General features: G+C 72.4%; 9 protein-coding genes. 2 read left to right on the forward strand and 7 right to left on the reverse strand.

The features are described from left to right. Position 1: 1 nt before the first annotated feature. On the reverse strand, positions 2-2,119 hold the full coding sequence (gene glgX / locus OG990_RS12670; protein WP_355607670.1) for a glycogen debranching protein GlgX: 2,118 nt from the start codon (positions 2,117-2,119) through the stop codon (positions 2-4). 330 nt (positions 2,120-2,449) lie between these two features. On the opposite strand from glgX, the gene OG990_RS12675 reads away from it, so the two are divergent. Then, positions 2,450-3,853 (forward strand): glycosyltransferase family 4 protein, encoded by a 1,404-nt coding sequence (locus tag OG990_RS12675; protein ID WP_406080583.1) that lies wholly within the window; start codon positions 2,450-2,452, stop codon positions 3,851-3,853. Between the two features lie 211 nt (positions 3,854-4,064). Then, positions 4,065-4,709, forward strand: coding sequence for a maleylpyruvate isomerase N-terminal domain-containing protein (locus OG990_RS12680; protein ID WP_406080584.1), 645 nt, complete (start codon positions 4,065-4,067; stop codon positions 4,707-4,709). An 831-nt stretch (positions 4,710-5,540) separates the two neighbouring features. Here the strand turns inward: OG990_RS12680 and OG990_RS12685 are convergent. The 6 genes from OG990_RS12685 to OG990_RS12710 form a co-directional block, all read right to left on the reverse strand. Beyond that, the gene (locus OG990_RS12685; RefSeq protein WP_328417136.1) at positions 5,541-6,824 is read right to left on the reverse strand and encodes a citrate synthase; all 1,284 of its coding nucleotides are present in this window, start codon (positions 6,822-6,824) and stop codon (positions 5,541-5,543) included. Positions 6,825-6,997: 173 nt separating this feature from the next. Beyond that, positions 6,998-9,058 carry a sulfatase-like hydrolase/transferase gene (locus OG990_RS12690; RefSeq protein ID WP_406080585.1) on the reverse strand — a complete coding sequence of 687 codons (2,061 nt, stop codon included), beginning with the start codon at positions 9,056-9,058 and terminating at the stop codon, positions 6,998-7,000. Further along, entirely contained in the window at positions 9,051-10,481 is a 1,431-nt protein-coding gene (locus tag OG990_RS12695; RefSeq protein ID WP_406080586.1) for a class I SAM-dependent methyltransferase, read from the reverse strand. Before OG990_RS12695 ends, OG990_RS12690 begins: the two co-directional genes overlap by 8 nt. A 17-nt stretch (positions 10,482-10,498) precedes the next feature. Then, complete coding sequence (locus OG990_RS12700; RefSeq protein WP_328417142.1) at positions 10,499-10,648, reverse strand: hypothetical protein; 150 nt, start codon at positions 10,646-10,648, stop codon at positions 10,499-10,501. A 266-nt stretch (positions 10,649-10,914) separates the two neighbouring features. Beyond that, positions 10,915-12,144, reverse strand: a complete 1,230-nt coding sequence (locus OG990_RS12705) for a glycosyltransferase (RefSeq protein ID WP_406080588.1) — start codon at positions 12,142-12,144, stop codon at positions 10,915-10,917. Beyond that, positions 12,141-14,366, reverse strand: a complete 2,226-nt coding sequence (locus OG990_RS12710) for an ArnT family glycosyltransferase (protein ID WP_406080589.1) — start codon at positions 14,364-14,366, stop codon at positions 12,141-12,143. The genes OG990_RS12705 and OG990_RS12710 overlap by 4 nt, the downstream gene beginning before the upstream one ends. Positions 14,367-14,384 lie beyond the last annotated feature (18 nt).

Below are 14,384 nucleotides of genomic sequence, written 5' to 3' on the forward strand. Positions count from 1 at the left end.
CTCAGATCGTCCTCTCCAACACCACCAGGGAACGGTCCGGCACCCGGATGGTGCCGCCCGCGCTGATCACCGTGACGTCGTCCGGTTCGGGTTCGGCGGTGCTGATGACCCGTTCCCACTTCTGGCCGTACTCGCTGCCGGGCAGGGTGAAGTCCAGCGGCGCGTCGTGGGCGTTGAAGCAGAGCAGGAACGAGGCGTCGTGGTGGCGCTGGCCGTACTGGCCACGCTCCCGGATGCCCTCGCCGTTGACGAAGAGCGCCACCGAGCGGCCGAAGTCGTTGCCCCAGTCCTCGCCGGTCATCTCCCGCCCGTCCGGGGTGTACCAGGCCAGGTCGGGCAGCGGCCCGTCGACCTCGCGCCCGCCGACCGGCAGGCCGGTGAAGAACCGGCGGCGGCGGAACACCTGGTGCCGGGCCCGGAACGCGGTCAGCGTCCGGACGAACTCCAGTAGCTGGGAGTCGGCGTTGTCCCAGTCGACCCAGGCCAGCTCGCTGTCCTGGCAGTAGGCGTTGTTGTTGCCCCGCTGGGTGCGGCCCAGCTCGTCGCCGTGGCCGATCATCGGCACGCCCTGGGAGAGCATCAGGGTGGCCAGGAAGTTGCGCCGCTGCTTGGCGCGCAGGGCGAGCACCGCCTCGTCGTCGGTGTCACCCTCGACGCCGGAGTTCCACGACCGGTTGTGGCTCTCGCCGTCCCGGTTGTCCTCACCGTTGGCCTCGTTGTGCTTGTCGTTGTACGACACAAGGTCGTTGAGCGTGAACCCGTCGTGGCAGGTGACGAAGTTGATGCTGTGGAAAGGCCGGCGCCCGTCGTCCTGGTAGAGGTCGGCGGAGCCGGAGATCCGGGACGCGAACTCGGCCAGGGTGGCCGGCTCACCGCGCCAGAAGTCCCGCACGGTGTCGCGGTACTTGCCGTTCCACTCGGTCCACACCGGCGGGAAGTTGCCCACCTGGTAGCCGCCGGGGCCGACGTCCCACGGCTCGGCGATCAGCTTGACCTGGCTGACCACCGGGTCCTGCTGGACCACCTCGAAGAAGGTGGAGAGCCGGTCGACCTCGTAGAACTCGCGGGCCAGGGTGGCGGCCAGGTCGAAGCGGAAGCCGTCGACGTGCATCTCCTGCACCCAGTAGCGCAGCGAATCCATGATCAGTTGAAGGGAGTGCGGACTGCGCACGTTGAGGCTGTTGCCGGTGCCGGTGTAGTCGACGAAGTACCGGCGGTCCTCCTCGCTGAGCCGGTAGTAGCTGGGGGCGTCTACGCCCTTGAAACTCAGCGTCGGCCCGAGGTGGTTGCCCTCGGCGGTGTGGTTGTAGACCACGTCGAGGATGACCTCGATGCCGGCCGCGTGCAGCGCCTTGACCATGCCGCGGAACTCCTGCACCTGCTGGCCGAGCCGGCCCAGCGCGGAGTAGCCGTGGTGCGGGGCGAAGAAACCGATGGTGTTGTAACCCCAGTAGTTGCGCAGCCCGAGGTCGACCAGCCGGTGGTCGTGGATGAACTGGTGCACCGGCATCAACTCGATGGCGGTCACGCCGAGCCGGGTCAGGTACTCGATCATCGGCGGGGAGGCGATGCCCGCGTACGTGCCGCGCAGCTCCTCCGGGATGTCCGGGTGGCGCATGGTCAGCCCGCGTACGTGCGCCTCGTAGATCACCGAGTGGTGGTACGGGGTGCGCGGCGGCCTGTCGTTGCCCCAGTCGAAGTACGGGTTGACCACCACCGACTTCGGCATGAACGGCGCCGAGTCGGTCTCGGACATCCGCTCCGGGTGCTCCAGGTCGTAGTCGTAGACCGCCGGGTCCCACGTCACGTCACCGTCGACCGCCTTGGCGTACGGGTCGAGCAGCAGCTTGTGCGGGTTGCAGCGCAGCCCGTTCGCCGGGTCGTACCGCCCGTGGACCCGGTAGCCGTAGCGCTGCCCCGGCTCGATGCCCGGCAGGTACGCGTGCCACACGTAGGCGTCCACCTCACGCAGCTCGACCCGCCGCTCGGCGCCGGTGTCCCACTCGTCGAACAGGCACAGCTCGACCCGCTCGGCCACCTCGGAGAAGATGGCGAAGTTGGTGCCCATCCCGTTGTAGGTGGCGCCCAGGGGGTACCGCTCGCCCGGCCAGACCTGCATGTCGCTCCTTCAGACCGTGGTCATGTGCGCACCCGCGCCACGAGCGCACCGGCGTGGGCCGCAGTGCGCACGCCGGTAATGCCCGGCACTCCCACGCGCCAATCCATCCTTTCAGGGGATGCCCGGAATCCACCTGTCTGGCGCACGCCAAGCCCTCAGGTGTCTTCCGTCACCTTGTCCCCTCTCGAGGTGCGTTACGGCGCTCGATGGCCTTTGCTTGTCTGGGGACGCTCCCGCGCGTACCTCACTCGGCCCCTCGGCCACCCCACCACCTCCCGCTTCGCCGCCACTGACGCCGGCGCGTACCACCATGCATGGACGGAGATTGATGTGACGACCCTGCGGGTCGGCGAGCAGCTCGCTAACACCTCGGACCGGATCCACCGGCCCACCCTGACCTCCCGCCCCCAACTCCCGGCACAGGCCGGGCCGGGGGTCCCGCCGCAGACCCGTCGCATCCTGATGCTCTCGTGGGAGTACCCGCCGGTGCTCGTCGGCGGCCTCGGCCGACACGTGCACGCGCTGTCGGTGGCCCTGGCCGCCGCCGGCCACGAGGTCACCGTCGTCACCCGCCACGCCGAGGGCGCGCCGCTCGAGGAGTACGCCGATGGCGTCCGCATCCTGCGCGCCTCCGAAGACCCCGTCACCTTCCCCCTCGCTACCGGCTCCCTCCTTGCCTGGACCATGGCGTTCAACCACACCCTCACCCGCACCGCCCTGCGCGCCACCGAAGCCGGCACCTACGACGTCATCCACGCCCACGACTGGCTCGTCGCCCACACCGCGATGACGTTGCGCGACCACCTGGACATCCCGCTGGTGAGCACCATCCACGCCACCGAGGCCGGTCGACACCAGGGCTGGCTGCCGGAGGAGATGAACCGCACCATCCACGGCGTCGAGCACTGGCTCAGCACCGAGTCCGGCCGCGTGATCGTCTGCTCCGGGTACATGCGCGACGAGGTGAACGCCCTGTTCGGGGTGCCGGCCGACCGGGTCGACGTGGTGGCCAACGGTGTGGAGCCGCACCGCTGGAAGGTGCCGGCGCGCGAGGTGACCGCCGCCCGAACCCGGTTCGCCGGGGACGGCCCGCTGGTCACCTTCGCCGGCCGGCTGGTCTACGAGAAGGGCGTACAGCACCTGATCGCCGGCCTGCCGCGCCTGCGTGAGCGGCACCCGGGGCTGCGCGTGGTGATCGCCGGCGACGGCCCGTACCGCGCGGAGCTGGAGTCCGAGGTGCACCGCCGCGGCCTGGGCGGCATGGTCGCCATGCCGGGCTTCCTCGGTGGCACCGACCTGCCGGCGCTGATGGCCGCCTCCGACTGCTTCGCGGTGCCGAGCATCTACGAGCCGTTCGGCATGGTGGCCCTGGAGGGCGCCGCCGCTGGCGCGCCGCTGGCGGTCGCCGCCACCGGTGGCCTCGCGGAGATCGTCGAGCCGGGGGTGACCGGAATGACCTTCCAACCGCACGACCCCGACGGGCTCGCCGATGCCGTCGACGCGCTGCTGTCGGACCGCGACCGGGCCCGCGCCCTGGCCCGCCGCGCCCGCCGGATGGTGCACGACCAGTACGGCTGGGCGGCCATCGCCCAACGCACCGCCGCCAGCTACACCGGCGCCATCGCCAACGACGCTGCCTTCACCGCCCAGCGCGCCGAGCAGCGCATGTCCCAGGGCCGCGCCCTACCCGTCCTCCCCACCGGCAACCTGCTCGCCGCCGCCGGCCTGCGCTGACCGCCGGCCCTTGCCGCCGCTGTCATCGCCGCTGTTGCCACCATCGCGCTGATCGTCGTCCCGGTCGCTACCCGCGGCCCGGTGCTGCTCGCTGATCGACTCCGTTTCGCCGACATCGGGGTATCCCAGCACCGGGATGCCTCGATGTCGGCGCTCCGGCGCGGGGCGTTCGAGGTCAGTACCGGACTGCCGGGCCTGTCAGAATGCGCGCATGCCTCGTCTTGTCGACGCCCTGGATTCCGCCTTCCCGGTTGCCGCCTCGATCGCGCTGGACCTGATCCGGCGCTCCGAGGTGTCCGACCAGTGGTCGAGCCCGAGCGCACTGCCGCACCTGTCCGTGGGAGCTCTGGCGTGCCACCTGGGACGTCAGGCGGTCCGGGCGGCGGAACTGCTGCCGACCTCGACCGACCTGCCGCTCCTCGAGTCAGCCGACGACCACTACGAGCGGGCCGCCTGGGTGACCGCGGGGCCCCCGGACGAGGACTCGGTGGCCGCAAGCCTGGACGAAGCCGAAGCGACTCGGGGACCAGCGGACCTGCACGCCCGCTCCGTCCTCGCGCTGGAAGAGGTGGGCGACCTGCTCGCACGAGGGGCCGCCCGCGACGTCGTGCCGATCCCGTGGCAGGGCTGGTCCCTGCGGCGCAGCGACTTCCTGCTCACGCGCCAACTGGAGATCGTGGTCCACGCCGACGATCTCGCGGTGAGCGTCGGCGTGCCCACGCCGGCCTTTCCGGCGGATGTCTTCGATCCCGTGCGCGACCTGCTGGTGCGCTTGGCCGTGCGCCGTCACGGCCAGTCCGCGGTAATCAGCGCGCTGAGCCGCAGCGAGCGAGGGCAGGACATCTCCTCCTTCTGACGCGCCCAACACCTCAACGGCCGCCAGGAAAGCCGGCATGGTCCCCGCAGCCCGCGCCACCCACGCCTCACGGGGTTGCGCCGGGAGCTTCCCCGGCCCCGGCCTCACAGGCCTCATAGGCCCCACAGGCAGGCCCACAGGCAGGCCCCATACGCCCTGTAGGCCCTGTCGAGCTGCCCCAGAAATGGGGCGGGGTGAAGCATCCGGAGGCCCGAACGGAATGCGGATCGGCCGGAAAGCCCACGAAGGACCGGCACAGACTCTTGATCGACTCCGTTTCGCCAACATCGGGGTATCCCGGCGCCCGGAAGCCGCGATATCGGCGATACCGAGTCGATCAAGCTGCTCGACCCGGTGTGGCGGTCGGACCGCGCCCGCCCGCCCCACATTTGGGGCAGCTCGACAGGAGCGGACCGGGGCAGGGCGCCGAGCCGGCACGCGCCAGCGAAGACGGTGTTGGACAGGAAGTCGTCCTGGCCGGGGCGGCTGGCGGGGGCGGATGTGCTCGGGGCTGCCGCCGGGACGGCTGCCGCCGGGGCGGCTGGCCGGGGCGGCTGGCCGGGGCGGGCGGATGCGCTCGACGCTGCCGGCCGGGACGGCTGCGTCCAAGGCTGCCGGCCGGGACGGCTGCGCTCGGGGCTGGCGGCAGCGGCAGGCGGCAGGCGACGGCTGACGGCGGCGGCAGGCGACGGCTGACGGCGGCGGCAGGCGGCGGGCGGCGGCAGGCGGCAGGCGGCGGCAGGCGGCTGGGAAGGCGGCGGCTGGCGGCTGGAAAGGCGGCAGGCCGCCGACCCGGTGGGTCGACGGCCTGACGGTGGTGCGTCGTGGAGGTCAGCGCTCGGCGAAGGGGACGTAGTCCCGCTCGGCGGAGCCGACGTAGATCTGCCGCGGACGGCCGATCTTGGTCTCCGGGTCGTTGATCATCTCGCGCCACTGGGCGATCCAGCCGGGGAGCCGGCCGAGCGCGAAGAGCACGGTGAACATCTTCGTCGGGAAGCCCATGGCCTTGTAGATCAGGCCGGTGTAGAAGTCCACGTTCGGGTAGAGCCGGCGGGAGACGAAGAAGTCGTCGGCGAGCGCGATCTCCTCCAGCTCCATGGCGATGTCCAGCAGCGGGTCCGGCTTGGCCATCCGGCCCAGCACGTCCTGCGCGGCCTTCTTGACGATCGCCGCCCGCGGGTCGTAGTTCTTGTAGACCCGGTGGCCGAAGCCCATCAGCTTGACGCCGTCCTCCTTGTCCTTGACCTTGCGGACGAAGGACCGGACGTCGTCATCGCCGGCGTGGATCTGCTGGAGCATCTCCAGCACGGCCTGGTTGGCGCCGCCGTGCAGCGGGCCGAACAGCGCGTTCACGCCGGCGGAGACCGAGGCGAACAGGTTGGCGTTGCTGGAGCCGACCAGCCGGACGGTCGAGGTGGAGCAGTTCTGCTCGTGGTCGGCGTGCAGGACGAAGAGCATGTCCAGCACCTTCGACATCACCGGGTCGACCTCGTACGGCTCGGCCGGCACGCCGAAGGTCATCCGCAGCAGGTTGTCGACGTACCCCAGCGAGTTGTCCGGGTACAGCAGCGGCTGCCCGATGGACTTCTTGTAGGCGTACGAGGCGATGGTGGGCACCTTCGCCATCAGCCGGACAGTGGAGATCTCCACGTGCTCGGAGTCGAACGGGTCCAGGCTGTCCTGGTAGAAGGTCGAGAGGGCGCTCACGGCCGAGGAGAGCACGGCCATCGGGTGGGCGTCCCGGGGGAAGCCGTCGAAGAAGCGGCGCATCTCCTCGTGCAGCAGCGAGTGCCGCCGAATCCACTCGGTGAACTCGGCCAGCTGCTGCTCGGTCGGCAGCTCACCGTAGATGAGCAGGTAGGAGACCTCCAGGAAGGAGGACTTCTCGGCCAGCTGCTCGATCGGGTATCCCCGGTAACGCAGGATCCCCGCGTCGCCGTCGATGTAGGTGATCGCGGATGAGGCCGCCGCGGTGTTCACGAAACCGGGGTCGTACGTGGTCATTCCGGTTTCTTTCAGCAGCTTGCTAACCCCGACACCGGCGGGGCCCTCGACCGCGGGATGCACCGGCATCGACAGCTGCCCACCGGGGTGATCGAGCTTGACTTCCGTCATGTGGTTCCTCGCTTCGCCGGCAGATCTACGTTGAATTGCCTTCGCTTCTACCGTAATTGCGGCTTGGGGGACACTGCCCGCCGTGGTTCGCCGGTGAGGTATGCGTCACCCGATTCCCGACCGGGCAGCCGGGAAACCCTCCGTCCCGCCGTGCGGGACCTGGCGGAGCAGCTTCACGACAGGGCAAGGCGTCGGAGCGTACCGTCCGTCGCGACCTGGTAGACGTCGAGCTGGTTGGTGCCGGCCCGGAACAACTGGTCGTCGGTGAGCAGCGCGGCGAATCGGCGTCCGCCGGGATCGGTCGGCACCACCGGTACGACCGCGCCGATCCGGCCGTTGACGGCCACCGCCAGCAGGGTGCCGTCCGGGATCCGGTCCGGCACGTCCCCCCAGACCAGCGCCGGGAGGGTGCCGGTGTCCGGGTCCGTGGCCCGGAACGCGGCGAGGTCGGCCACCGTGGCGCTGCCGCCGGCCGGGCCGGCGTGGACCTCGGTGCCCACCAGCGGGTGCGGCGCCGGCAGGGGCGGCGGGGCGGGCACCCCGCCGGGGAAGGTGACCGGTTCGCCGGGGCGGTCGTAGAAGTGCTTCGTGCCCTCGGTGCGCGGGGCCTGCCGGGCGGAGCGTCCGTCGACCCGCCAGGGCAGCCGGATACCGGCCTGGTCGGCCACGGTCGGCAGCAGGTCGACGTGTTCCCAGTTGCGGTCGTCCACCCGGCCGGCCTGCTGCCCGGGCTCCTTGACGAACATCGGCACCCACGCCACCTCGCCGGCGGCGGCCTTGATCGCGTCCATGCCCCGGCCCTGGGCGCCCGCGCGGAAGCTCACCCCGTGGTCGGCGGTGACCACGACGAGGGCCTGGTCGTAGAGGCCGCTGGCGCGCAGCGTACGCAGCGTCTCGCCGATCAGCCGGTCGGTGTAGCCGAGCTGGGCGAGGTGGCGCTGCCGGGCCAGTTCGACCCAGCCGGTGCCGTCGTTGGGCAGGTCCTCGGGGGCGTCGTAACGCACTCCGGACGGCAGGTACGCCCACGGCGAGTGCGGCATCAGCAGGTGCAGGAAGTGCAGGGCGGGCCGGGGCTCCGGCTTCAGCCCGGCCAGGAAGCTGGTGAACCGGGCCGGCTGGTTGTCGTCCAGGCTGTCCCAGCGGAACTTCGGGTCCGCCGGCACCGGCTCGGCGGCGTCCAGGCCGGCCTCGGCCCGGGTCTGCTCCCGATAGGAGTCCTCCGGGTCGACGCGGGTGGGTGTCGGCCCGGCGACCTGGCCGAGCAGCTTGCCGGTCTCCCGGACCAGTACGCCGAGCCCCTGTTCCGGACTGACCGGCTGCTCGCAGCGGCTGGGCGGGCAGAGCCGGGTGATGCTCTCCTGGGCGTGGATGTCGTACAGGCCGCCGAAGGCGGTGAAGAGGTTGTCCGGGTACTGCGAGTAGTGCGGCGCGACCGACCGCGCCGGGTAGCGGCCGGTGAGCATCGCCGGCAGCGCGTTGGGAGTCCAGCCGCTGACGCCGGTGGCGTTGCGGTACCACGTCGACGCGCCGGCCAGCTCGGCGAAGTGCGGGAACCGGGCCGCGTCGATCCGACCGTCCGCGCCGAGCAGGCTGACCAGTGGCAGCTCGTCGAGGATCAGCATGACCACCGGAGGGTGCCCGCCCGGGCCCTGGGCGGTGCCGGCCGCGCCGCCGTCGCCGCGCGGCAACACCACCGCCGAGGTGGGTGAAACGAGCAGGAAGAGCGCCACGAAGGCCACCGGGCCGGCGGCGGCCAGTCGCAGCACCCGGCCCGGTGCCCGCCACCGCCGGTGCGCGACTGCGCCGGCCGCGCCGGCCAGCCCGGCGACCAGCAGCAGGGGTACGCCCCGCAGCGGCGTCGCGTGCCGGCCCACCTGCACGGCCAGCGCGGCCAGCAGCAGGCCGACCAGCCCGGTGTGGGTGAGCGCGCGGACGGTCCGGCCGGCCACCCGGCTGAGCGCGCCGAGCACCGCCACCGGCACGGTGGGTGCCACCGCCACCAGGGCCGTCAGCAGCAGGATCTGGCCCGGGTCGGCGCGGTGGAAGAGGAAGAAGTCGGGGCTGCGGCCGAGTACGTCCAGCAGCGGCTGGGTGACCACCAACCCGACCAGCGCCACCACCTCCAGCAGCCGGCCCAGCTCACCGCGCCAACCGCGGTCCCACCGCCCGGTGACCGGTTCCGCGGCCGGAGTGCCCGGCTGTGCTGGCGGGGGTGCGGGTGCTGGTTCAGCCACCCATCACCGTCCGGTAGAGCGTGCGGGTGCCCGAGGGCAGCTCCAACCGGTCGGCGATCCGGCCCCGGGCCGCGAGCAGCCGCTCGAAGGCGTCCCGCCGGTAGTTCGGAAAGAGGCCGTCGGGCTTGTTGGCCAGCAGCCGGAGGGCCATCGGGTCCTCCGGGTGGACGAACTCCACCACCACCGCACCACCCGGCGCGGTCAGCCCCACCAGCCAGTCGACCACCTCCGGCAGCGGCACGTTGCGCCCGATCGCCAGGTGGTGCACCACGGCCAGGGCGAGCACCGCGTCGGCGGACGCCCGCTCGGCGAAGCCGGCGCGCTCGGCACCTCGCCAGCCACCTCCGGGTGACGGGTCGGCCAGGTCCAGCACCAGCGGCAGGATCCGCCGCTGCCCCTCGGCCCGCAGCGCCCGGTACAGGTCGTCGACAACGGCCGGGTCCTGCTCGACGGCGACGACGTAGTCGGCGTGCTCGGCCGCGATCCGGGCGTACCGGCCGTCGTTGGCGCCAAGGTCGAGCACCAGGCGGGGGCGGACGCCGGCGGTCAGCGCGGCGGCCACGAACTGTTCCTTGGCCGCCCGGTCCCGCGCCGAGTAGCCGCAGGTGCGCTGGTAGTCGGCCCAGTGGCTGGCCGGCGGGCGCCGGTCCAGCCGGCGGACCAGTTTCTCGATGCCGCGCACGGTGGCCAGCAGCAGCTCCCGGGAGTAGCCGGCGGCCCGCAGTTGGGCTCGTACGTCGCTGGTGCTGGCCTCGGCGTGCCGCTGCTGCATCGCGCCGTGCAGGTGCAGGTGGGTCAGTACGCCCGGACGCAGCCGACGTGCCCCACCGAAGAGCGGACGGAGCTGGTCGGCCTCGATGCCGTCGACCCGGGCGCGCAGCAACGGCTGGAAGTCGACCCCCAGGTGGGCGGTGAGCAGCAGCGGGTAGAGCACGGTCTGGCAGAACTGCCGGTACCCGGCCCACGGCTCGCCGTCGCGCACCGGCTCGAAGGAGCCGATGTCGATGAAGACCGGGTCGGCGCCACGCCACTGCAGGTTGTAGGCCGAGCCGTCCTTGGTGGTGAAGCCGTCGGCGAGTGCGTCGCGCAGGATCTCCAGGTGCAGCAGCGCGGCGTCGCGCAGCATGGTGAAGGACCACTCGTACGGGTGGGAGACGAACGGGATGCGTTCGTGGCGCAGCACCGCCGCCCACGGTGCCCCGACCGCTGCGGGCACCAGCGCCGACGGTGCGTCCTCGGTGGGGCAGACCTTGCCCGCGGCCACCAGCGTGGGGAAGAACGCGCTGGCCGTCAGCGCCCGCCAGTGCTCGGCGGCCTGCGCGTCCAGCCCGCGCAGCACGTCGTCTCCGAGGTGGAAGACGCGGTTGGCCGGGTCGCGAAAGGAGGCCGGCTCGGGCCGTACCCCGGGGGGTGAGGTCGTCATCGCCGGGACGGGCCGGCTCACTGCTGGTCGGTGGGCTGGCGACGGAACCGGTCGACCAGCCGCCGCCAGTAGAGCTTGGCGGCGACCGCTGCGCCGGCCACCCCGCCCACGACCGCCTGCACGATCAGGCTGCCGGATCCCGCGTCCAGGTAGGCCAGATGGATCACCGACCGCTCCTTCCCCTCGCCCGTCTCGACACCGGCGTCCCGGGCATACAGCGGTGAGGCTTTTGACCCAGAAAGCCGGACTTGTCTGTCACCGTACGCCGATCGCCGACGCCGTATCGGCCACATCGGCGGACTCCCAGGCGGGCCACAGGGATGCGTCCGGCGGTGACCTACCCCGCGCCGGACGAGGACCCCGACGGGCGTCACACGCGACGCGTCGTCGAGGTCCTCGCGAAGGTGCTGGGCACGGCCCGCAGCTGACGGGGTCAGTTCCGCCGGTGGTGCATGCCGAGGCGCAGCAGCACGAAGCGCAGCACGGTGGCGGCCAGGTTCGCGGCCACCAGCACGGCCAGCTCCACCAGCCGGGTGGGTGCGGCGTCGACCGCGTGCAGCACAGCCAACGAACCGCTGGTCAGCGCCAGGCCGAGCGCGAAGGCCAGCAACCCCTGCACGTGGTGCCGGCCGGCGTGCCGGCGCCCGCTGATGCCGAACGTCAGCCGCCGGTTCGCGGCCGTGTTCGCCACCGCCGTCACCAGCAGCGCCAGCAGGTTCGCCGGCTGCGCGCCGAGCGCGCCCCGGGTGGCCACGAAGAGCAGCAGGTACGCCAGGGTGCTGGCCACCCCGACCGCGGCGAACCGGACCAACTGCCGAGGCAGACCGACCGGCACCTGTGCCGGCGACGCGGCCAGCGGTCCCCGGCCCACCTGCGCGCGCAGCTCGGTCAACGGCAGCGCGCCGGTCAACAGCGCCCGGCCCAGCCGACCCATCCCGCGCAGGTCGGCCAGCGCGGTGGCGACGATGTCGACGCGGCTGTCCGGGTCGTCGACCCAGTCCACCGGCACCTCGTGGATCCGCAGCCCGGCCCGCTGGGCGAGCACCAGCAGCTCGGTGTCGAAGAACCAGCCGGTGTCCTTGACCAGGGGAAGCAGCCCGCCGGCCACGTCCGCGCGGATCGCCTTGAACCCGCACTGGGCGTCGGAGAACCGGGCCGCCAGCGCCCCGCGCAGCAGCAGGTTGTAGGCCCGCGAGATGACCTCCCGCTTGGTCCCGCGCACCACCCGGGAGGTACGCGCCAGCCGGGTGCCGATCGCCAGATCGGAGTGGCCGGAGATGAGCGGCGCGACCAGCGGCAGCAGCGCCGCCAGGTCGGTGGAGAGGTCCACGTCCATGTACGCCAGCACCGGCGCGGACGAGGCGGACCAGGCGGCGGACAGTGCCCGCCCCCGCCCCTTGGCGTCCAGGTGCAGCACCTCGACGCCGGGCAGCTCACCGGCGAGCGCCTCGGCAACCCCGAGGGTGCCGTCCACGCTGGCGTTGTCGGCGATGGTGATCTGGAACGGGTACGGGAAGTGCTCGCTCAGGTGCGCGTGCAGCCGCCGTACGCACGGCCCGAGATCGGTCTCCTCGTTGTAGACCGGGATCACCACGTCCAGCACCGCGCCGATGGTGGTCGGCCCAACCTGTACGGCGGCCCGAGGTCCGCCGAGCGCGGTCATGCCGCGTCCTTTTCGGTGCTCAGGTCGTAGACGGTGACGCCGTCGACGGTCTGGGCCGTGAAGGTCTCGGTGACCCAGGCGGCGATCTCCTGCGAGGCGGAGCTGCCACCGTTGGCCCGGAAACCACCGTCGCCCACGAAGTAGTGGATCTCGCCGTCGGCGACGTAGCGCTGGAACTGCGCGAGGGTCGGCGACGGGTCGCTGCCGTTGAACCCGCCGATCGCCATCACCGGGTCGCCGGTGGCCAACTGGTAGCCGGAGGCGTTGTTGGAGCCGACGGTGGCTGCCACCCACGTGTAGTTGTCGCTGTCGTGCTCCAGCAGCTCGCGCAGCTCGGCGCTGGGCTCGCGGGTGTCGAGCAGCCCGCCCATTCCGCCGCCGGTCGAGCGACCCTGCCCGCCGCCCGGAGAGCCGGGAGTCTGCGCGCCGTTCCGGCCACCACCGGGGAAGCCCGGTGCCTGACCGCCGTTCTGGCCACCACCAGGGAAGCCCGGGGCCTGACCGCCGTTCTGGCCGTCGCCGGGGAGAGCGGGAATCTGGCCGCCGCCCGGCAGCTCCATGCCGCCGGGCGGTCGCCCGCCGGGGAAGCCGCCGCGGCCGAAGCCGCCCGCCACGTTCGGGCCGGCGGTCGGGATCGATCCGGTGTGCGGCGTGGCGGCGGTCTGCACCGCGTACGCCACCGGCCCCGCGAGGGCCGCCGCCGCACCCAGGCCCAGCACCACCGGCACCAGCCGACGGGGCAGCCGGTTGACCAGCAGGATCAGTGCCGCCCCGGCCAGGCCGGCGATCAGCACGGTGGTCCGCAGCCACGGGTACCAGTCGGGGCTGCGTCCGAGCAGCACCCACGCCCACCAGACGGTCACCGCCAGCGTGCCGGCGAGCGTCGCCGTGGCGGCCAGCGGACGCCACCGCTGCCGCCGGGTGCCCTCCGGGTCGGCAAGGGTCCCGTCAGGCGTTTCCTGCGTACCGGCGGGCAGCGGGCGGCGCTGCCGCCAGAGCAGCGTCACGCCGATGCCGACAAGCGCGCCGACCGCCGGAGCGAGCGCCACGGTGTAGTAGGCGTGGAAGATCCCGGACATGAAGCTGAAGATCAGGCCGGTGACCAGCAGCCAGCCGCCCCAGAGCAGCAGCCCGGCCCGGGTGCGGTCGGTACGGGCCGCCCGGCCGGCCACCAGCAGGCCGGCAACCAGCAGGATCAGCGCGGCCGGCAGCAGCCAGGAGATCTGACCGCCGATCTCGCCGTCGAACATCCGCAGCAGGCCGGTCTGCCCACCGAACGGACCGCCGCCACCGCCACCCGGGCGGCCCCCGCCGTCGCCGACGCTGCCCACCTCGTCGCCGGTGATCCGGCCGAGGCCGTTGTAGCCGAGGGTGAGCTCCAGGATGCTGTTCCCCTGCGACCCGCCGATGTACGGCCGTGCACTGGCGGGGACCAGCTCGACGATCGCCACCCACCAGCCGGCGGAGACCACTACCGCCAGGCCGGCCAGCAGCAACTGTCGGACCCGCCGCCACAACCCGGTCGGTGCCGCCAGTAGATAGACCCCGGCGAAGACCGGAATCACCAGGAACGCCTGGAGCATCTTGGTCAGGAAGCCAAAACCGACCAGCGCGCCGACCAGCACGATCCACCGGGTGCTGGCCGCCTCCACCGCCCGGACCGTGGCGTACGCCCCGGCGACCAGCAGCAGGACGAGCAGCGCGTCGGGATTGTTGAACCGGAACATCAGCGTCGCCACCGGGGTGACCGCGAGCACCGCGCCGGCGATCAGGCCGGCCGCCGGCCCGTACCAGCGCTTGACGGTCGCGTAGAGCACGCCGACCGAGGCGACCCCGCAGAGCGCCTGCGGAACGAGCATCGCCCAGCTGTTCAGCCCGAAGACGCGTACGGACAGGGCCATCAGCCACAGCGACGCGGGCGTCTTGTCCACGGTGATCGAGTCGGCCGCGTCCGACGAGCCGTAGAAGAGGGCCTTCCAGCTCACCGAGCCGGCCTGCACGGCCGCCGCGTAGAACGAGTTGGCCCAGCCGGAGGCGCCCAGCCCCCAGATGTAGAGCAGGCCGGTGGCCAGCAGCAGGACCACCAGCGCGGGCCGGGTCCAGGCCGGGGATCGGCGCGCCGCCGGCGGTGGGTGCTCCTGGTCCGGGCGCGTTGCCGGCGGTGGCGGACCCACTACGCCGGGATCGGCGGGTGCTGTCAGCAGGCTCTCGGTTCTGTCCATGCGGCAAGCCTCGGCGGC

Origin of the sequence: Micromonospora sp. NBC_00858 (assembly GCF_045207365.1) — a bacterium.
Classification (GTDB): Bacteria; Actinomycetota; Actinomycetes; order Mycobacteriales; family Micromonosporaceae; genus Micromonospora.